The following is a 19,520-nucleotide window of genomic DNA, read 5'->3' on the forward strand; positions in this document are numbered from 1 at the left end:
CCCTCGAGACGGGGTCGTCCAGGTCAGTGCAGCTGGGTCAGCAAACCGGAGTCGACGTCGTAGAGGAAGCCACCCACCTGGGCGCGTCCGTCGATCAGCGGGTGCGAGGCCAGCAGGCGCACGTCGAAGTCGAGGGTTCGCTCCTGGTCGGGGTTGGCGCCCAAGGTCATACCGCGGATGTCGACCCCGTTCTGGGTGAGGATCCGCTCGGCGATGTCGGCATCGGTGCCCGAGGCCATCGCGCAGCGCGTGTGCGGCACCACCATGATCCGGTCGACGTTCAACACGTGCACCCCGAGGATGCAGCCGATGAGGGCGTCGGGGGTGATGCGGCCGCCGGGGGTGCGCAGGATCTTGGCGTCACCGAGCTTCAGGCCGAGCATCGCCAGAGGTTCGATGCGGGAGTCCATGCAAGTGACGACGGCGACACCGGCGCGGGCGATGCCGTCGAACCCGCCGTCGCTGAAGCCCTGGGCGTAGGACTGGTTGGCTGCGAGCAGATCATCGAAGTCAGACATGCCTGCCACTGTAGGGCCGTCGGGGCACCTCGATCGGGCGGTCCGCGGAGCGTTCCTGCGGATCCGGCCACCATGCCCTGGGTGCGGTGGACCCGGAAAGTCGTCACCAGTCCGCCGCAACCAGCCCCTCAGGGGCGGGGCAGGGGATCTGGTGACGAGTTTCCGGGTCCTGGCCACGAGCGCACCCGGCCACAGGCCAGTTCGCGGGTCAGCGTGCCGGTGTGGTGACGTCCACGATCGGCAGCGGGCAGGCACCGAACTGCGGCACGGGCAGGCGGGCGCCCGCCTGGCGCACGGAGTCCCAGGCGACGATGCCGCCGAGGTTGATCCGGGCGGCATTCCAGGCGTTCAGCGGCGGCTGCAGCCCCGACTTCACGGCGCGGACGAAGTCGTCGGCCAGGTAGTGGTGTGCACCGTTGTGGCCGTTGTGCGCGCCGTCGTACTCCACCGGGAGGCGGTTGCGGTCATGCACGCGTGCCACACCCGAGGCGAACGACTCCACCAGCGCGGGGTCGATGCCCTGCAGTTCCTCGGCGGACAGGTCGGCCCTGCCGATGCGCAGGTCTTCGGTGAGGTCGATGGTCTCGTCCCGGGAGTAGAACTTGTTCACCCGCGCCCCCTGGTCGAACATGCCGTCGGTGCCGTACCAGCGGTGGGTCGACTCGTCGATCTGCCCGGCCATGCCGACCCGTCGGAACTCGTTGATGCGCACCATGCCGCCGTCGGAGAGTTCGATCAGCGCTGACATGTTCGACATGTCGTTGCCGAACATCGACACGTCCTTGTCGAAGACACCGTCGCCGCGGTTGTCGACCACGCCGAGGGCGCTCACGCTCACCGGGACCGCGTCGGGCCAGGCGCCGAGCACCCCGCCCGTGGAGTGGGTCGGGTACAGCATGGGCGGGTAGGAGGCCGTCGACTTCCACTGGTCGCCGCCGGAGTACTGGTAGGCGGCGTAGAAGCCGTGGTCCATGTCGTGGACGTAGTCGCCCTCGCCGTAGAACAGGCGGCCGAACTTGCCCTCGGCCTGGGCCTGACGGGCCCAGATGACCTGGGGGTAGTACCAGTGGGTCTCACCGAGCATGTAGACCTTGCCCGTGTCGAGCACCGCCTGGATGATGTCGGCGATCTCGTCGGTGCGCGTGGCCATGGGGACCGCGGAGTAGACGTGCTTGCCCGCTCGCAGGGCTTGGATGGCCTGCGGGGCGTGGGTCCACCGCTGGGTGAGCAGCGCGACGGCGTCGAGGTCCGATTCGAGCATCGCCTCGAAACTGGGGTAGGTACCGGCCAGAGCGTACTTCTTCGCCAGGTTCTCGGCCCGCTCTGGGACCACGTCGGTGATCCAGACCTCGTCCACGTCAGGGTGCAACTGCCACAGACCCGTGAAGCTGGGGGAGAACTGGCCGGCGCCGACCATGCCGATCTTCATCGATCGTTCCTTTCAGGGAGACTGACTCCGCTGGGGGATGGGGATGTCACACCAGTCAATCGGGCGTGGCCGCCCTCCATCAACTGTGTTGCACCTCCGCGGACCGATCGGGGCTCAGAACAGCGTTTCGTCCTCGTCGACAACCTCTTCGTCCATCGGCTCGGCTTCCTCGGACGAGGGGGCCGTCGACACGCTGCCGACGTCGGCCGGGGGAGTCACGAAGTGGCGCGACCCGACACCGGCGACGGGTTGGCTGAGTGGCACTCCAGACCCGTCCCGCTTGCCGGTGGCCGGGGGCAGATCGACGGGCGATCCCGAACTGGCTGCCGCCACCGCCGGCGAAGCTCCGACCCAGGCGAGCAGCAGGGTGTCCTCGCCCTTCAGGAACCGGTGGGCGCGGACGCCACCGGTGCCCCTTCCCTTGGCAGGGTACTCCTCGAAGGCGGTGATCTTCGCCGAGCCGCTCTGCGTGCCCGCCGGTGACGCGGAGGTGCCGGAGACGGTGACCACCTGCGCCCCTTGGGCGGGTGCGATCCCGAACCACAGGGCGCTGTCTCCGGCGCCGAGCTTGATCCCGGCGACCCCACCGCCTGCTCGTCCCTGCGGCCGGACGGCGCTGGCGGGGAAGTGGAGCAGTTGCCCTTGGGCGGTGACGAAGACCAACTCGACATCGTCGGCGGGTAGTTCGGCCGCCCCGACGAGGCGGTCACCCGCGTCGAGCCGGATCACCTCCCACGAGTCCCGGGCCAGCACGTCGGCGTTGACCCGCTTGACCACCCCGGCGCTGGTGCCGAGGGCCAACCCCAATGAGTCGGGTGACAGGGTGGTCAGCGCCAACGGACGTTCGTCCTTCTCGAGGGCGACCAGTTCGGTCAGCCGTGATCCGCCACGCAGGTGCGGGGCGTTCGCTGTGACGGGGACGGTGGGCAGTTCGATGGCGCGCGCCTTGACCAGTCGGCCCGCGGAGGTGATCACCCCGAACTCCGCGTGGGCGCTCACGCGGACCGCGGAGATGATCACGTCGTGGCGGCCCCGCGGACCGGTGCTGGCGGGCGCGTCGCGCTGGTCGAGCCGGGCCAGCAGCCCGGTGGAGGAGAGCATCACCCAGCAGGGGTCGTCGGCGATCTCGAGGGGGGTGGACGAGGCCTTCGCCACGGCTCCCGATCCCTCGAGCAGCACCGTGCGGCGGGGGGTACCGAACTCGCGGGTGACGGTGTCGAGGTCGTCGGAGACGACACCGCGCAGCACATGGTCGTTGTCGAGGATCTCGGTGAGCCGCGCGATCCGGGCCCGCAGGTCGTCCCGCTCGGACTCGAGCCTGATCGACGACAGCCTGGTCAACTGTCGCAACTGCATGTCGAGGATGTGGTTGGCCTGGATCTCCGAGAGTTCGAAGGCCTCGATCAGCCGGGTTCGTGCCTCGGCCACGTCATCGGAGGAGCGGATGATCGCGATCACGTCGTCGATGTCGACGATCGCCAGCAACAGTCCCTCGACCAGGTGCAACCGGTCCTGGGCCTTGCCCAGCTGGAACTGGGTGCGACGTCGGGTGACCTCGAGCCGGTGGCCGAGGTAGACCTCGAGCAGCTCCCTCAGGCCGAGTGTGCGGGGTTGTCCCTCGACGAGGGCGACGGCGTTGATGCCGAACGAGTCCTCGAGTTTGGTCTGCCGGTACAACTGCTCGAGCAGGGCCTCGGGGTTGATGCCGTTCTTGACCTCGATCACCAGGTGCATGCCGCGGGTGAGGTCGGTCAGGTCCTTCACGTCGGCGATGCCGGTCAACTTCTTCGACTGCACCAGGTTCTTGATCTGTTCGATCACCTTCTCGGGCCCGACCATGTAGGGCAGTTCGGTGATCACGATGCCCTTGCGACGGGGTGTGACCTGCTCGATCCTGGCGGTGGCGCGGATGCGGAAGCTGCCGCGACCCGCGGCGTAGGCGTCCTTGATGCCGTCGAGGCCGATGATGGTGCCGCCGGTGGGCAGGTCCGGTCCCGGCACGAAACGGATGAGGTCGTCCAGGGTCGCGTCGGGATGGGCCAGCAGGTGTTTGAGCGCCTGCACGACCTCGACCAGGTTGTGCGGGGGGATGTTGGTGGCCATGCCCACCGCGATCCCGGTGGTGCCGTTGACCAGCAGGTTCGGGAAGGCGGCCGGCAGCACCGACGGTTCGGTCTCCTTGCCGTCGTAGTTCGGACGGAAGTCCACCGTGTCCTCGTCGAGGCCTGCAGTCATCGCGACCGCCGAGGCGGCCATCCGGCACTCGGTGTAGCGCATGGCCGCGGGGCCGGCGTCGAGCGAGCCGAAGTTCCCGTGGCCGTCGATCAGCGGAAGGCGCATGGCCCAGGGCTGCGCGGTGCGAACCAGCGCGTCGTAGATCGCGGAGTCGCCGTGCGGGTGCAGCTTGCCCATCACCTCGCCGACCACGCGCGCCGACTTCACGTGAGCCCGATCGGGTCGGATGCCCATGTCGTCCATCGAGTAGAGGATGCGCCGCTGCACGGGCTTCAGCCCGTCGCGAGCGTCGGGCAGGGCGCGGGAGTAGATCACGGAGTAGGCGTACTCGAGGAAGCTGGCCTCCATCTCGGCCGAGACGTCGACGTCGATGATCCGTTCGACGACCTCTTCGTCGGGTCCGTCCGACTTCGCCACTCTCACTCCTCACCGGTCACGCCGCGACCTCCGCGGCGCACGACCCCTCATTGTCCCGCGCTGCGGGCACGCTGGGCACCGTACACGCCGCCCACGGTGGGTTTCACCCCTGGGCCAGCACCTCGGTGAGCTTCGGTGAGAGATCGTCCCCGTCGGCCCCGCGGATCTCGGGCGGCGCGTCGGGCTGCCACTGAAGGTGGTCGTCGTCGTGCAGCACGGTGGCCGTGCCGTGTGCCAGCACCTGCTGGGCCTGGGTGAGCTGACGGATCGCGATGGCGCGGACGTGTTCGGGCTGCAGATTGGCGAACTCGCTGTAGAGGGAGGGGTCGTGCTGCCCGTCATCGCCGAACATGACCCATTTGACCTTGGGCAGGTCGCGGGCCAGTTCACGCAGGGCGATGCGCTTGTGGTCGGGGCCCGAGCGGAACCAACCGGTGTTGGTGGGTCCCCAGTCGGTCAGCAACAGGGGGCCCAGCGGCAGGCCGTGGCGCTTGAAGAACCGCTGCAGGAAGGGATAGGTGTTCCAGGCGCCGGTCGACACGTAGATGATCGGCGCACCGGGATGCTCGGCCAGCAGGCGCTGGTAGAGCCTGGCCATGCCCGGCACGGGTTCGCGTGCCTGTTCGGTGACCACCAGACTGTTCCACGCGGCGATGAAGGGTCGCGGAAGCCAGGTCGAGATGACCGTGTCGTCGATGTCGGAGATGAGTCCGAAGTCGATCTCGTCCGAGACCACGTGGACCGGTGCCTGCACCAGGTGCGAGTCGGGCGTGCGCAGGTCGATGTGCTGCAGCCCGGCTGGCAGTCCGGGGTTCTTGATGCGCACGTCGATGTGCCCGGTGCGGTCCGCCTGGATCTCGAGGGTCTGGTCCATGCTGGTGACGCTGACGGTGGCCAGCGGGATGGGCACCGCCATGAAGTTGCGCCAACCACGCTGGCTGAGGAACTTGTCGGCCGCGCGGAGCAGGTCGGTGTGGGGGTTGCGGGGGGTCAGCACCACCCGACCCAGGATGCGCACCTGGTCGGACGACCCGTACCCCGTGTACGGGGTGATCGTCTCGACCCACCCACGCTTGCGCAGGCCGGCCACGATCCGTCGGATCATGACCTCTTCAGCGCGGGCGCCGATGAAGGGGCGGTTGCTCATGAGCAGCACCCTAGCCAACTCGGTGTCGCGGGCCCGCAAGTGTCAAGATGGGCGGGTGGATTCTGCAGCGAACGCGTTGACCCCGGCACTGCGGGCACAGATCTTCGACGCCGGCTACTACCCCGAGGTGGTGTCGGACGCCGTGGCCCGAGCGATCGGCGACGATGCGGTGCTGGCCCATCTTGTCCACCACGAGGCCACCTTCACCTCCGAGGAGGTGCTCCGCCACCTCACGGTGCTGGTGCTCACCGAGGCGCGACTGATCGTGGGGCACACCGACGAGCAGAGCGATCGTCCTGACCAGGGGGCGACGGCCATCACGTCGACCGAGGTGATCCCGCTGCGGCAGGTGTCAGCCGTGTCGCTCACCCGGGTGATCCAGAATCCCAGTCGCTTCAAGGTCGCTGAGGAGGCGCATCGCTCCGTCGTCGAGACCTGGTTGACCTTGGGCTGGGGAACGATGCGGCGCGTCGACCTCGAGCCGGCTGGCTGCGCCGACCCCGAGTGCGATGCCGACCACGGTTTCAGCGGAACGCTCGTCAACGACGACATCACGGTGCGGATGAGTCCGACCGCCGACGGGGTCGACAAGGTCGCCGAACTCGTCGAGTTCGGTACCCGACTGCAGCGGGCCGTCGGTCGATGACCGCTGCCGCACACCGCGACCTGTTGGCTGAAGCCGCGGCGGGGCAGTTGGTCCTGCCCGCCTACGGACGCGCCTCGCTGACCGATGTCCTGCCCTCGGTCGCCGCGGCGATGGGAGTGGCGGGCCACGCCGACGTGCTGGGGCTACCGCCCGCGAAGCGCTACGTGGTCGCGCTCGTCGACGGGCTGGGCTGGTCGATCACCCGATCGGCCCTGGGCCATGCCCGTTGGCTCGGCAAGCGCTTCGCACAGGCTCGCCCCGTGACCGTGGGGGCCCCCTCGACCACCGCCACCTCGCTGACGTCGCTGGGTTCGGGACTCGTGCCTGGCGCCCACGGCATCGTGGGGTACATGTTCAGGCCCGAGGTGGGCCGTCCGGTGATGAACGCGCTCACCTGGGACTCCGATGTCGACCCCCACGACCTGCAGCCGCATCCCACCGTCCTCGAGCGTCTGCACGACGAAGGAGTGGCGGTGGCCCGGGTGATGCCCGCCCGTCACCAGGGCTCCGGACTGACCGAATCGGGACTGCGCGGGGGCGAGTTCATCGGCATCCGCCACGAGGACGACCTCGAGTCGCGCACCCAGCGCACTGTCTCTGCCAGTCGCTCCAGCGACCGCAGCCTCGTCTACGTCTACGACCGATCGGTCGATCACACCGGTCACGGTCAGGGAGTGGGGAGCGAGGCCTGGTTGATCGCGCTGGAGAGCACCGACGCGTGGCTCGCCGACCTGCGCGACCGACTCGACGATGACACCTGCCTGGTCGTCACCGGTGACCACGGCATGGTCGATGTGCCCCTCGAGAACCGTCTGGTCTTCGAGGAGGAGCCCGAACTGCAACGAGGCGTCGACGATCTGGCCGGTGAGGCCAGGCTCCGTCAGCTCTACACCGACGAACCCGAGGCGGTGGCGAGGCGCTGGTCGTCCGTGCTCGGTGATCGCGCCTGGGTCAGGACCCGTGAGGAGGCGATCGCGGAGGGGTGGTTCGGGGTGGTGGATGACCCCGTGGTCGACCGGATCGGTGACGTGCTGGTCGCCGCGCGGGATCGGTGGGCCGTGATGAGCACCACCCTTCCGGGCGAATTCACCCTGATCGGCATGCACGGTTCGTTGACCGGTGACGAGATGGTGGTGCCGCTCGTGGTCGACCACCCCGCCACGTCGAACGGGGGAGCGGCGCGTGGCTGAACTAGTCTTCTTCACCGGACCCATGGACTGCGGCAAGTCGACCCTGGCCCTGCAGATGGACTACACGCAGTCGGCCCACGATCGACAAGGTGAGTTGTTCACCTGCCATGACCGGTCGGGCCATGCGGTGATCACCTCACGGATCGGCCTGTCGAGTGCTGCCACCGAGGTGGGCGAGCAGTTCGACTTCTTCGACCACGTGGTCGCGGGGCTCACCTCAGGTCGCAGGATCGACTACGTGATCTGCGATGAGGCGCAGTTCTACTCTCCTGACCAGATCGACCAGTTGGCCAGGGTCTGCGATGAACTCGACATCGACGTGTTGTGCTTCGGCATCCTCGCCGACTTCCGCACCGAACTGTTCCCCGGGTCACGGCGGTTGGTCGAACTGGCCGATCGGATGGAGACCCTGCAGGTTCGTCCGTTGTGCTGGTGCGGTGCCCGCGCCACGCACAACGCCCGCACCCTGGACGGGGTGATGGTCACCGAGGGCTCGCAGGTGGTGGTCGGTGACACCGCTGGCACGCAACCCGCACACGTGGTGCAGTACGAGGTGCTGTGTCGCAAGCACCACCGTCTGAAGATGTCGAAACACGTCGCCATGGCCACCCTCAGTCCCGAGGTGTTGCCCTTCGAGGAGGACGCATGAGCCCACTGATCCGTGCCGAGCAACTGCGAGCGCTGCTCGCCGAAGACCCGAGCGAGTCCGATCTGGTGCTGCTCGACGTGCGGTGGTACCTGCCCGACCCCACGCGGGGACGCTCGGAGTACCAGCAGTCGCACCTGCCGGGCGCGGTGTTCGTCGACCTGGAGGGGGACCTCACCGGTGACCTCCGCCCCGACCGACGCGGGGGTCGCCACCCTCTGCCCGACACCGTCGGCCTGCAGCAGGCCATGCGCCGCGCCGGGGTCAACGAGGACAGTCAGGTGGTGGTCTACGACCAGGGCTCGTCACTGGCGGCTGCTCGCCTGTGGTGGCTGCTGCGCGATGCCGGCCAGGAGGACGTGCGGGTGCTCGACGGCGGGCTGGGGGCCTGGCTTGCAGCGGGTGGCGAGGTGACGGATCGTGTGCCCCAGCCACACCTCGGTGACGTGGTCCTGCGCAGTGGCCAGCTGCCCCAACTCGATGCCGACGGTGTGGCCGCCGCGATCGCAGCCGGACGATCCGTGGTCGACGTCAGGGCCGCTGATCGCTACCGGGGCGAGAACGAGACCATCGACCCGGTGGCGGGGCACATCCCGGGATCGGTCTCGAAACCGGTGACCGAGGTTGCCACCACCGACGGTTTCGCGTCCCCCGACCAGATCCGAGCGTATTTCGCCGGGCTGGGTCCCGGTGACGCGTTCAGCTGCGGATCGGGCGTGACCGCCAGCCTGGCGCTGCTGGCCGCGGAGTCCGCCGGGCTGACCGGGCTGTCGATCTATCCCGGTTCCTGGTCGGACTGGATCTCCGATCCCACACGGCCGGTTACGACGGGTCCGAACCCGGACGCCTGATCGGCGCCCGTGCTGACCGGTCGGCCGGTCAGGAGTCCTTGGGCCCGCCGAACATGATCTCGTCCCAACTCGGCACCTGCGCCCGGCCCGACTTCCTGCGCGGGGTGCGCTTGCGGCGTGCTGGCTGGGTCGACTCCTTCGACTCGGCCGGGATGGACTCCACTTCGGTCTCTCCCGCTTCGGTCCCGTCCGGGTCGGTTTCGGCATGTTGGGTTTCGGCGGGGCCCTGTGGGGACTCCGTCTCGGCTTGGGAGCCGTGGATCAGGTGCGGGGCGATCAGTGGATCCTGCTCGAGGCCCTCCGGCTGCCCGGGGGGAAGACTCGGGCCGGTCCCCGGTGACTGGTCTCCCCGGTGCGACTGGGTTGACTGGTGCGACTGGGTTGACTGGTGCGACTGGGCTTCGTGCTCGACCTCCGCCTCCTCGACCTCCTCGGCGCGGGCCTCGTCCACGTCGGACGAGGTCGGGGGCTGGTCGCCCTCGAGCAGTTCGTCGACCACCGGCTGGGTGAGACCGGCGTAGATGTTCACCGAGTCCTCGTTGAACGACGAGAGCATCTCGTAGAGGACGTCGAGTTCGGACTGCTGCGGGACGATGTCGTAGACACCGTCGACCTCCTGCAGGTCGGCCTCGGCGTAGTCATCGGGCTCGGGGTTCGACACTGCCGGCTCGACCTGTGTACCGGAGGTCGGGGCCGCGGGGGTCGGGGCAGGGTTGGCAGTCCGACCACCCGGTTGCACGGCACGCACCAGGGCAAGTTCGTCGTTCAGGTCGACCGTGGGCTCCTGGTCGGGGTCACCGTGTCGCCCGGTGTGCCGCCCCGGCTGGGGCCCGTGCAGGGGCGAGACGTCCCCGATCAGCCAACGGGCCTCGTCGTTGCGGGCGACGCTGAACCGGGCCCGCTGGTCGAATCGGAAGCGGCCCTCGTGCTCGGCGCTGCCGGAGTGGTAACGGGCCACCAGCGTCCAACTGCGGTCGGGCTCCCGCCAGGCGTCCCAGCTGACGTCATCGATGTCGATGCCCCGATGCTGCAGCCTCTCGGTGACCACCGAGCGCAGGGAGCGGGTGGTCGACGACTCGCCCGTTCTGCGGGCAGGAGCGGCCTGGGCAGCCCCTGCGACGTGCTCCCGCTCGGCCAACACCGGAGCCGCGAAGACCTCGACCCTCTCCATCGGAACGCCGGCTGCCTGGGCGACCTGCTCGAGGCTCTCGCCCGCCCGGATGCGTGCCTGGATGTCGCGGGGACTGAGCGCGCTCTCCATGGGGATCTCCAATGCGTCCTGGTTACGGGCGGGAATGTGACAAAGGTGTCCTGGCTCGTTCGCAGACATGATCGTCCTCACCATTCTTCCGCCCGACACTACCGCGAGGCCACTGCGCCGCGCCTCGTGCCGCTGAACCAGCACTTGATGCTTGGCGCCCTCGCTCCCGGCGACCCCGGCCGCAGGAATCCAGGGGCGCCTGGTCCACCTCCGCCGATGACCGAGTTGGCGCGTTGTGCGACGATGCTGCGCATGGACACCGCACCTGCGAACGAGCCCGATCGCCCCATCGACGGGGTACTGCTGGTGAGCTTCGGGGGACCCGAGCAGCCTGATGACGTCGTGCCCTTCCTGAGGAGCGTGACCCGGGGTGCCAACATCCCCGAGGAGCGGCTCCGCCAGGTGGGTGAGCACTACTTCCTGTTCGGCGGCCGCAGCCCGATCAACGACCAGAACCGTGAGCTGTTGTCAGCCATCGAGACGGAGTTCGCGGCCCGCGGACACCACTGGCCCCTGCTGTGGGGCAACCGCCACTGGCACCCTCTGCTGCCCGACACCCTTCGCGCGGCCAAGCAGGAGGGACGACGCCGACTGGTCGTCCTCACCACGGCTGCCTACCCCAGCTACTCGGGGTGCCGCAGCTACCGCGAGGCGCTGGCCGAGGCGGCCGCCGACCGCGACGACGGCGAGGGTGAGGGCTTCGAGTTCCTGCGGATCGGCAACTACGCGCTGGACGAGGGCTTCGTCCAGGCCAACGCCAACGCGGTGGCCGCGGCCCTGGCGAGCGTCGAGCCGGGTGCCAGGGTCGTCTTCGTCACCCACTCCATCCCCACCGCCATGGACGATGCCTCCGGGCCGGCGGGTCAGCCCGGCACCTACGTGGCCTGGCACCAGCGGGTCGCCGAGCGGGTCTGCGCCCTGCTGGGGGTCGAGGACTTCGACCTGGCCTTCTGCTCGCGCTCGGGCCCGCCGAGCCAGCCGTGGCTCGAACCCGATGTGAACGACCACCTCGAGGCGCTGGCGGAACGAGGAGTGCGCTCCGTGGTGCTGGCTCCCATCGGATTCACCTCCGACCACATGGAGGTGATCTACGACCTCGACACCGAGGCCCGACAGACCTGTGACAGGCTCGGCCTGAGCATGGCTCGCTCGGCGACCGCCGGAGTCGACCCCGCGTTCGTCCGCACTCTGGTCGACCGGATCGAAGCGGCGGCGGCGCGCCGGGACCCCACCGAGACGCCCCCGGGCTGCGGTGGGCTGGGGTGCTGCAGCAACCTCCGGGAGCCCGATCGCGAGGCCGTGCACTGACGCAGGGGTTGAGCGAAGGCACCGCTCAGCCCTCGGCGGACGGCCGATGGGAACAACCCCGGTCGCGGCGGCCTTGACAGCTGTGATAGGAATGCCGCGACACCCCGCCCGGAGCGGGGCCGCAGGCATGGACGTGACCGGGAGAGGACACCGATGGCGACTGACTACGACGCCCCACGCAAGACCGACGAGGAAATGAATGAGGACTCCCTCGAGGAGCTCAAGACTCGCCGCAACGACAAGAACTCAGGCAAGGTCGACGAGGACGAGGTCGAGGCTGCCGAAGCCTTCGAACTCCCCGGGGCCGACCTCTCGCACGAGGAACTCACGGTTCGCGTGCTGCCCCGGCAGGCCAACGAGTTCACCTGCGTGAGCTGTTACCTGGTCAAGCAGCGCAGCCAACTGGCCGAGGAGACCAAGAAGGGTCCGATCTGCGTCGACTGCGTCTGAGCGCGACCCGCACCCCGAGCGATTCCGGGGACGAACGTGAGGGGCCCGACACCACGGTGTCGGGCCCCTCGTCGTCCTCAGATCTTGATCTGCAACGGGTGGGAGCGGCGAAGACCACCGCGCTTGACGGTCATCCGCGCCGTGGCCCGCTGCACCGCGAGTTGGCTGACCCCGTAACCGACTGCGCTGGCCAGCACCCAGGTGAACGCGGCGGCGCCCGAGACCTCGGGGTCACCCGGCTCCGGTGGCTTCTCGCCCGTCACGAACTCCCAGCCGGCGGCGAGCAGCTTCTGGGTGGCCACGGTCGACACCGAAGCGAGGACGGCCGCGTAGACCTTGAGCAGAACCTTGTCGGTGAGTTTCATGGGCACCATCCTAGGGGCGAGGGTCTGGTGCGAGCGCTGATCGCGGCGACTAGCGTGGGGGCCGTGATCCAACCCACCACCCCGTCGAAGGGGCACCCGCCCGTCACCTACCGGGAGAGACAATGGGTCCCGCTGTCCTGGTCCGCCGGACTGCTCCTGCTGGCGTGCTCACTCGTGGTGGCCGTCTGGGCCTTCCTGGGCACCACCTGGGGACTCGGCTGCCTGGTCGTGGTGATGGTGCTCACCGTGGGCGGACTGTACGCCTGGGGTCGGACGGTGATCCGGGTGGACGGGGGCCGCCTGCAGGTGGGCGGTGCCTGGGTCGACACGACCTGGCTCGGCACGGCCTCCGCGCTGACGGCCACCCAGACGAAGTCAGCTCTCCGGTCGGGGCGTCCCGACGAGTGGCTGCACCTTCGTCCCTGGCTGTCGCGATCGGTGCGGATCCAGTTGCACGACCCGGCCGACCGGCACCGCACCTGGCTGGTGGCCAGCCGTCGACCCGACGAACTGGCCCGCGCGGTCAACGAGCAGGGTCCGACGGGTGGTGGCAGCGATGACTGAGGTCGAGCGCCCGGTGGTTCTCATCCAGAAGCTGGATCCGGAGTTGCCGACCCCGGGCTACGCACGGCCCGGGGATGCCGGGATGGACCTGGTCACGGCCGTGGATGTCACGATTGCGCCCGGGGAACGCGTGCTGGTGCCCACGGGTGTTGCGCTGGCCATCCCCGAGGGGTGGGTCGGTCTGATCCACCCCCGGTCGGGTCTGGCTGCTCGTCACGGGCTGACCATGGTGAACACTCCCGGGACCATCGATGCCGGCTACCGCGGCGAGGTGCAGCTGTGCCTGCTGAACACCGACCCCCACCGAGCCATCGAGTTGGCGCGGGGCGACCGGGCCGGGCAGATCGTCTTCCAAAGGGTCGGGCTGGCCGACCTCGTGGAGGTCGACGTGCTGCCCCCCAGCGACCGGGGGAGCGGCGGGTTCGGCTCGACGGGCGGATTCACCGGCTGACCCAAGCCGTGCGGGGGTGTCTAGACTTGTGCTGTGTGCCCGCACGCTCGTGCGGGCTGACCACGTGCCGATGGAAGGATGCGCGATGATCTTCGGACGCAAGAAGAAGGTTGACGAGGGCGCCGATGAGGTGCAGCACGGGGTCGACCCGCAGGCGCATGCCGATGAGCTCCTGGACGACGAGGGTGACCGCGTCCGCCTCGACGACCCCGATGACGATGATCTCGACGACGATGAGCTCGACGATGACGATGACCTCGACGACGATGACGACCTCGAAGAAGACGACGAGGATGACGACCTCGAAGAAGACGACGACGAGGACGACGATGATGACGACCGGGGGCGGCCGGTCGATTCGTCCCTGCGGGCCGACGGCCCCTTCGACATCGAGGAGGTCGACCTGGACGCCGACGAGGTTGACCGGCTCGACTTCGGCACCCTGATCATCACCCCGTTCGAGGACATGCAGATGCAACTGCAGGCCGACCAGACCACCAATGAGGTGCAGAGCGCGCTCATCATGGCGGGCCAGTCCGCTCTGGAGCTGGCCCTGTTCGCGGCCCCTCTGACGACCTCGATGGTCGACGAGGTGGTGGCGGAGGTGGTCAACGCCACCCCCCAGCAAGGGGGCGAGACACAGGTGCAGGAGGGCCCCTACGGGCCGGACGTGCGTCGCACGGTGCCCGTGCAGAACGAGCAGGGTGAGCAACTCATGCATGTGTCCCGCACTTGGTACGCCCAGGGCCCACGGTGGCTGCTGCGCGGAACGCTGATGGGCCAGGCGGCCCTGGCCGACGACTTCTCCAGCCCCGACGCCGAATTGCTCCTCGAGGTCTTCCGCAACACGGTGGTACGCCGGGGCACCGACCCCAAGGTGCCCGGTGACCTCATTCCCATGTCACTGCCCGAGTCCATGGTTCCCGTGGAGGGCTGACGGCGATGGGCGAGCGACGCGGAGGGTTCCGGCAGGCCATGCGGCGTCTGTTGCAGTCGGACGCCGAGGCCGCCGACCAGGTGCTGGCACAAGAGGCGAAGAAGTCGGGTTGCACGCAGGTCACCGACTGCCACGTGCGCGACCGGGTCAACCTGCAGGGCATGGTCAACTGCCTGACCATCGAACCTCGCGGTGACCGGCGCTGGCTCGAGGCCGAACTGACCGACGGCACCGGCAAGGTCACCCTCGTCTGGATGGGACGTGACCACATCCCCGGCATCGAGAGCGGGCGCCGTCTGCGAGTGCAGGGACGGCTCGCCAACGACCACGGACGCAAGGTCATCTTCAACCCCGAGTACCGGATCGTCGGCTGACACGAGGGCTCAGCCCAAGGCCCGCTTGTCGCCCTCGACCTTCTCGCGGGGAGCCAGCACGTCGCGCAGGGTGGTCTCGAACTCCGGCGACACCACGAAGAGCAACTCGTCCCCGCCCTCCAGGGCACCGTCACGTTCGGGAGCGGTCGCGATCCCGTCGCGGATGAGTGCGACCAGCACGGCGTCCCCGGGCAACACGATGTCGCGCAGTTGGGTGCCGACCACCGGTGACGACGAGGGAAGGGTCAGTTCGACCAGGTTGGCCGATCCCTGCTTGAAGGTCAGCAGCCGCACCAGGTCGCCGACACTGACGGCCTCCTCGACCAGTGCCGACATCAACCGCGGGGTGGAGACGGCAACGTCCACCCCCCACACCTCGTCGAACATCCACTCATTGCCCGGGTGGTTGACGCGAGCGACCGTGCGCGGGACGGCGAACTCCGTCTTGGCGAGCAGCGAGTGCACCAGGTTGGCCTTGTCGTCGCCGGTGGCTGCGATCGAGACGTCGCAACTGTCGAGCCTGGCCTCCTCGAGGGTGTCGAGCTCGCACGCATCGGCCAGCAGCCACTCCGCGTCCGGCACCGACTCGGTCTTGATGGCCCTGGGGTCACGGTCGATCAGCAGCACGGAGTGGCCGTTGGCCAGCAGTTCGCGGGCGATCGATCGCCCGACGTTGCCGGCTCCGACGATGGCGACACGCATGTCTGTCCTTCTTCCAGAAACTGGTGGTGGGGTGGTGGTCGACGCTCAGTGCTTGACCGGCGGGTTGGCCAGGGCCGATTCGACCTCGTCGAGGCGGTCGGAGGCGACGGCGACGTACAACAGGTCGCCATCCTGCAGCACCGTGTCCTCGGCGGGGATCATGCCCTTGCCGAATCGCATGACGATGGGCAGCGGGGTGCGCACCGCCTCCTGGATCTGCCACACCCGCTTGCCCACCCAGTCCTCGTGGTGGTGCATCTGCACCAACCGGACGCCACCGGCGGGATCGCGCCACACGGGCTCCGACCCCTCGGGCAGCAGGGAACGCAGCACCTGGTTCGCGGCCCACCTGACGGTGGCCACCGTGGGGATGCCCAGTCGCTCGTAGACCTCGGCGCGGCCCTGGTCATAGATGCGGGCGACGACGTTGTCGACCCCGAACTCCTCGCGCACCGTGCGGGCGGCCAGGACGTTGGAGTTGTCACCCGACGAGACGGCAGCGAACCCGCCGGCGTGTTCGATGCCGGCCTGCCGGAGCACCTCGCGGTCGAAGCCGACCCCCTTGACGGTGTCGCCACGGAAGTCGGGGCCGAGACGGCGGAAGGCGTCGACGTCGATGTCGATCATCGCCACCGTGTGCCCGCGCTTCTCGAGGCTCTTGGCCAAGGTCGAGCCCACTCGTCCACAACCCATGATGACGACGTGCACGCGCTGTCCCTTCGTTCGACTCCGGCGGCGGCCCACTCCTGGTGGGCCGTTCGCGGGTCAGCCTACGCTGAACGGCACCCCGTCGCCTGCCGGGCCGTGAGGCCGATCCGGCGAATGCCCGGGCACGCCCTGCGGGGCGTATTGTGAGCGCTCGTGAACGCGCTGGATGCCCTGAAACGCCTACTGGTGGGCCGCAAGCTGGCCAGCGCCCAGATGGGCGAGACGCTGCTGCCGAAGCGCATTGCGCTGCCCGTCTTCGCCTCCGACGCCCTGTCGTCGGTGGCCTACGCCCCCGACGAGATCCTGCTCACCCTGTCGCTGGCCGGCATGGCGGGATACGGGTTCTCGTGGAAGATCGGCATCGTCGTCGCCGTGGTGATGCTGGTGGTGGTCACCAGTTACCGCCAGACGGTGCACGCCTATCCCTCCGGCGGTGGCGACTACGAGGTGGCCACGGTCAACCTCGGACCCAATGCCGGCCTCACGGTGGCGAGTGCCCTGATGGTCGACTACGTGCTGACCGTGGCCGTCTCGGTCTCGTCGGGCATCCAGAATGCCGAGGCGGCGCTGCCCTTCATCCAGGGCCACGAGGGGCCGATCGCCGCGGTCATGATCATGGTACTGATGCTGTTGAACCTGCGCGGGGTGAAGGAGTCCGGCACCATCTTCGCGATCCCCACCTACTGCTTCATGGTGGGCATCCTCGGCATGACCGCCTGGGGGTTGTTCCAGATCTTCGTGCTGGGACAGGAACTGCGGGCCCCCACCGCCGACTGGCAGGTGATCGGCACCAACCCCCAGTACACGGCGATGACCGGCTTCGCCATGGTGGCCCTGCTGGCCCGGGCCTTCTCGTCCGGTTGTGCCGCCCTGACCGGTGTCGAGGCCATCTCGAACGGCGTGCCGGCGTTCCGCGAACCCAAGAGCCGCAACGCCGCAACCACCCTGGGGCTGCTGGGCGGGGTCGCGGTCACCATGCTGCTGGGCACCATCGTTCTCGCGAACAAGGTGGACGTGCGCCTGATCGACGAGCACGGCGGCTCGTACTACGTGCTGCCCGACGGCACCCAACGCCACGAGCAGGCGAGCACCGCCGTGGGCCAGTTGGCCACCACCGTCTTCTCCGACTTCAGACCTGCGTTCTACTTCGTCATCATCGCCACGATGATCATCCTGTTCCTGGCTGCGAACACCGCCTTCAACGGCTTCCCCGTGCTCGGCTCGATCCTGGCGCGCGACAGCTACCTGCCCAAGCAGTTGCACAGCCGAGGCGACCGACTCGCCTACTCCAACGGCATCGTGTTGCTCGCCTGCGCGGCTGCCGGACTGGTGCTGGCGTTCAACGCCTCGGTGACGGCCCTCATCCAGCTCTACGTGGTGGGGGTGTTCGTCTCGTTCACCGTGAGCCAGACCGGCATGCTCAAACACTGGACGAGGCACCTGCGCACCGAGACCGATCCGGCCCGCCGGGCCACCATGCAGCGCTCGCGGGTGATCAATGCCATCGGGTTGACCATGACCGGTGTCGTGCTGGTCATCGTGCTCGTCTCGAAGTTCACCCACGGGGCGTACCTGGCGATCATCGCGATGGCCCTGGTGTTCGCGGCGATGAAGCTGGTGCGCCACCACTACGACATGGTCACCGAGGAGACCCGGATCAAGTCGAACAGCGACCGGGTGCTGCCGAGCAGGATCCGCAACGTGGTCTTCGTGCACCAGCTCAACAAGCCCACGGTGCGCGCCCTGATGTTCGCCAAGGCTGCCCGTGCGTCGTCGGTCGACGCCGTCACCGTCTCGGTCGACACCGCCGAGACCCAGCAGTTGATCGAGGACTGGGACGCCGCCGAGTTGGGTGTGCGGTTGCGCGTGCTCGCTTCGCCCTACCGGGAGCTGACCAGTCCGTTCATCGAGTACATCCGCGGGTTGCGCTCCGACAATCCCCGCGACGTGGTGAACGTCTTCATTCCCGAGTACGTGGTCGGGCACTGGTGGGAGCAACTGCTGCACAACCAGACAGCGCTGCTGATCAGGACCCGGCTGCACTTCATGAGCGGGGTGATGGTGACCTCGGTGCCCTACCAGTTGAAGTCCTCCCGCGAACGCTTCTCGCAGGACGACCCGCTGGCGTGGCGCAGTGAGGTCGAGCACGACCGGGCCACCTACTGATGGCTGTGGTGGGACCCCTCGAGGTGGAGCGGGTGGCACACGGTGGCCATGCCGTCGCCCGCCATGAGGGGAGAGTGGTCTTCGTCCGCGGTGCCCTCCCGGGCGAGCGGGTGATGGTGCGCATAACCGACGACACGCGAGAGGCCTTCTGGCGCGGCGAGGTCACCGAGGTGCTGGTCGCCTCGGACGACCGCGTGGTCCCTCCCTGTCCGGTGGCCGGTGAGTGCGGCGGCTGCGACCTGCAGCACGTCAGCCAGGCCGGGCAACTGCGCTGGAAGACCGACGTGCTCGCCGAGCAACTGCTCCGTCTGGCCGGGATCGAGTGGTCGGGCACGGTCGAGTCCGCCGGTGACCTGCTGGGTTGGCGCACCCGACTCGACCTGCGTCATTCGGGCACCCGACTGGGACTGTTGGCCCATCGAAGCCACCACCTGGTCGACCTGCCAGCCCAGGGGTGCCTGATCGCCGACCCCGCGCTACGTGACCGTCACCTGCTGGACGACCTCGCGGCCCGCGCCGAGGGTGACGAGTTGCGCCTGGCGGTCGGCGAGTCCGGGGTCTCGGCCGTGTCCGACGGGCGGGTCATCCACGGACCGGCCTTGGTCGAGCACACCGTGCTGGGCCACCGGTTCAGGGTGCACCCCGCCGGCTTCTGGCAGGTCCACCCCCGAGCAGCCGAACTGCTGACCGAGGTGGTGCTCGACGGGCTCGACCCTCGGGCGGGGGAGACCGCGCTCGACCTCTATTGCGGTGTCGGACTGTTCGCCGGCGCACTGAGCGACCGCGGCGTCCGGGTCACCGGGGTGGAGATCAACAAGCACGCGGTGGCGCAGGCGAGGCGGAACGTCCCCGACGCCCGCTTCATCGCGGCCCCCCTCGACCGAGCACTCGGACGGCTGCCCGACCACGTCGACCTGGTGGTGCTCGACCCCGCCCGTCAGGGCGCGGGACGCAAGGTCGTCGGGCACGTGGCGGGGCTCGGCGCTCGAGCGATCGTGCACGTGGGCTGCGACCCCGCATCGTTCGCCCGTGACCTCGCCCTCTTCGCCGAGCAGGGCTGGAAACCCGAGTGGATCCGGGGCTTCGACCTGTTCGGCATGACCCAGCACCTCGAAGCGGTCGCCAGCCTTCGTCCGACTGAGCATTGAGCCCCCT

Annotated in this window: 20 protein-coding genes; 12 read left to right on the plus strand and 8 right to left on the minus strand. The window is 68.8% G+C overall.

Annotated features, from left to right (window positions below; all coding sequences use genetic code 11):
- Positions 1-23 precede the first annotated feature (23 nt).
- The 4 genes from QQZ11_RS10370 to QQZ11_RS10385 form a co-directional block, all read right to left on the minus strand.
- Positions 24-518: a beta-class carbonic anhydrase gene (locus QQZ11_RS10370; RefSeq protein WP_284550330.1), complete on the minus strand. Its 495-nt coding sequence runs from the start codon at positions 516-518 to the stop codon at positions 24-26.
- Between the two features lie 208 nt (positions 519-726).
- Positions 727-1,947: a Gfo/Idh/MocA family protein gene (locus QQZ11_RS10375; RefSeq protein ID WP_284550331.1), complete on the minus strand. Its 1,221-nt coding sequence runs from the start codon at positions 1,945-1,947 to the stop codon at positions 727-729.
- Positions 1,948-2,061: 114 nt separating this feature from the next.
- Positions 2,062-4,599, minus strand: coding sequence for a DNA gyrase/topoisomerase IV subunit A (locus QQZ11_RS10380; RefSeq protein WP_284550332.1), 2,538 nt, complete (start codon positions 4,597-4,599; stop codon positions 2,062-2,064).
- Between the two features lie 103 nt (positions 4,600-4,702).
- Positions 4,703-5,746 carry an App1 family protein gene (locus QQZ11_RS10385; RefSeq protein WP_284550333.1) on the minus strand — a complete coding sequence of 348 codons (1,044 nt, stop codon included), beginning with the start codon at positions 5,744-5,746 and terminating at the stop codon, positions 4,703-4,705.
- 55 nt (positions 5,747-5,801) lie between these two features.
- On the opposite strand from QQZ11_RS10385, the gene QQZ11_RS10390 reads away from it, so the two are divergent.
- Genes QQZ11_RS10390 through QQZ11_RS10405 form a run of 4 tightly spaced genes read left to right on the plus strand, consistent with a single transcriptional unit; the run spans position 5,802 to position 9,079 of the window.
- Positions 5,802-6,392, plus strand: coding sequence for a DUF5998 family protein (locus QQZ11_RS10390; protein WP_284550334.1), 591 nt, complete (start codon positions 5,802-5,804; stop codon positions 6,390-6,392).
- A complete protein-coding gene (locus QQZ11_RS10395) occupies positions 6,389-7,582 on the plus strand; it encodes an alkaline phosphatase family protein (RefSeq protein WP_284550335.1) in 1,194 nt (397 codons plus the stop codon). The genes QQZ11_RS10390 and QQZ11_RS10395 overlap by 4 nt, the downstream gene beginning before the upstream one ends.
- The gene (locus tag QQZ11_RS10400; protein ID WP_284550336.1) at positions 7,575-8,231 is read left to right on the plus strand and encodes a thymidine kinase; all 657 of its coding nucleotides are present in this window, start codon (positions 7,575-7,577) and stop codon (positions 8,229-8,231) included. The genes QQZ11_RS10395 and QQZ11_RS10400 overlap by 8 nt, the downstream gene beginning before the upstream one ends.
- A complete protein-coding gene (locus QQZ11_RS10405; protein WP_284550337.1) occupies positions 8,228-9,079 on the plus strand; it encodes a sulfurtransferase in 852 nt (283 codons plus the stop codon). Before QQZ11_RS10400 ends, QQZ11_RS10405 begins: the two co-directional genes overlap by 4 nt.
- Positions 9,080-9,107: 28 nt before the next feature.
- On the opposite strand, the gene sepH is transcribed toward QQZ11_RS10405, so the two are convergent.
- A complete protein-coding gene (sepH, locus tag QQZ11_RS10410; protein WP_342395082.1) occupies positions 9,108-10,424 on the minus strand; it encodes a septation protein SepH in 1,317 nt (438 codons plus the stop codon).
- 168 nt (positions 10,425-10,592) lie between these two features.
- Between sepH and QQZ11_RS10415 the strand changes: the two genes are divergently transcribed.
- Both QQZ11_RS10415 and QQZ11_RS10420 read left to right on the plus strand, forming a co-directional pair.
- A complete protein-coding gene (locus tag QQZ11_RS10415) occupies positions 10,593-11,648 on the plus strand; it encodes a ferrochelatase (protein ID WP_284550339.1) in 1,056 nt (351 codons plus the stop codon).
- Between the two features lie 153 nt (positions 11,649-11,801).
- Positions 11,802-12,098 carry a DUF4193 domain-containing protein gene (locus QQZ11_RS10420; protein ID WP_022910051.1) on the plus strand — a complete coding sequence of 99 codons (297 nt, stop codon included), beginning with the start codon at positions 11,802-11,804 and terminating at the stop codon, positions 12,096-12,098.
- Positions 12,099-12,175: 77 nt separating this feature from the next.
- Here the strand turns inward: QQZ11_RS10420 and QQZ11_RS10425 are convergent, their stop codons facing one another.
- Complete coding sequence (locus QQZ11_RS10425) at positions 12,176-12,463, minus strand: DUF4235 domain-containing protein (protein WP_051139714.1); 288 nt, start codon at positions 12,461-12,463, stop codon at positions 12,176-12,178.
- A 63-nt stretch (positions 12,464-12,526) separates the two neighbouring features.
- On the opposite strand from QQZ11_RS10425, the gene QQZ11_RS10430 reads away from it, so the two are divergent.
- The 4 genes from QQZ11_RS10430 (at position 12,527) to QQZ11_RS10445 (ending at position 14,789) form a co-directional block, all read left to right on the plus strand.
- Entirely contained in the window at positions 12,527-13,027 is a 501-nt protein-coding gene (locus tag QQZ11_RS10430; RefSeq protein ID WP_022910052.1) for a DUF3093 domain-containing protein, read from the plus strand.
- On the plus strand, positions 13,020-13,478 hold the full coding sequence (dut, locus tag QQZ11_RS10435) for a dUTP diphosphatase (protein WP_284550340.1): 459 nt from the start codon (positions 13,020-13,022) through the stop codon (positions 13,476-13,478). Before QQZ11_RS10430 ends, dut begins: the two co-directional genes overlap by 8 nt.
- Before the next feature lie 85 nt (positions 13,479-13,563).
- Positions 13,564-14,415, plus strand: coding sequence for a DUF3710 domain-containing protein (locus tag QQZ11_RS10440; RefSeq protein ID WP_284550341.1), 852 nt, complete (start codon positions 13,564-13,566; stop codon positions 14,413-14,415).
- 5 nt (positions 14,416-14,420) lie between these two features.
- A complete protein-coding gene (locus tag QQZ11_RS10445; protein ID WP_284550342.1) occupies positions 14,421-14,789 on the plus strand; it encodes an OB-fold nucleic acid binding domain-containing protein in 369 nt (122 codons plus the stop codon).
- 9 nt (positions 14,790-14,798) lie between these two features.
- Here QQZ11_RS10445 and QQZ11_RS10450 read toward each other — a convergent pair whose 3' ends face one another.
- The gene (locus tag QQZ11_RS10450) at positions 14,799-15,491 is read right to left on the minus strand and encodes a potassium channel family protein (RefSeq protein WP_022910056.1); all 693 of its coding nucleotides are present in this window, start codon (positions 15,489-15,491) and stop codon (positions 14,799-14,801) included.
- Positions 15,492-15,536: 45 nt separating this feature from the next.
- On the minus strand, positions 15,537-16,184 hold the full coding sequence (locus QQZ11_RS10455) for a potassium channel family protein (protein WP_211217331.1): 648 nt from the start codon (positions 16,182-16,184) through the stop codon (positions 15,537-15,539).
- A 168-nt stretch (positions 16,185-16,352) separates the two neighbouring features.
- Here QQZ11_RS10455 and QQZ11_RS10460 point away from each other — a divergent pair, with 168 nt between their 5' ends.
- Together QQZ11_RS10460 and QQZ11_RS10465 are read left to right on the plus strand one after the other, a co-directional pair.
- Positions 16,353-18,365, plus strand: coding sequence for an APC family permease (locus QQZ11_RS10460; protein ID WP_446698846.1), 2,013 nt, complete (start codon positions 16,353-16,355; stop codon positions 18,363-18,365).
- A complete protein-coding gene (locus tag QQZ11_RS10465; RefSeq protein WP_284550343.1) occupies positions 18,365-19,513 on the plus strand; it encodes a class I SAM-dependent RNA methyltransferase in 1,149 nt (382 codons plus the stop codon). Before QQZ11_RS10460 ends, QQZ11_RS10465 begins: the two co-directional genes overlap by 1 nt.
- The last annotated feature ends 7 nt before the right edge of the window (positions 19,514-19,520 follow it).

Source organism: Aestuariimicrobium sp. T2.26MG-19.2B (genome assembly GCF_950101875.1).
GTDB lineage: Bacteria > Actinomycetota > Actinomycetes > Propionibacteriales > Propionibacteriaceae > Aestuariimicrobium > Aestuariimicrobium kwangyangense.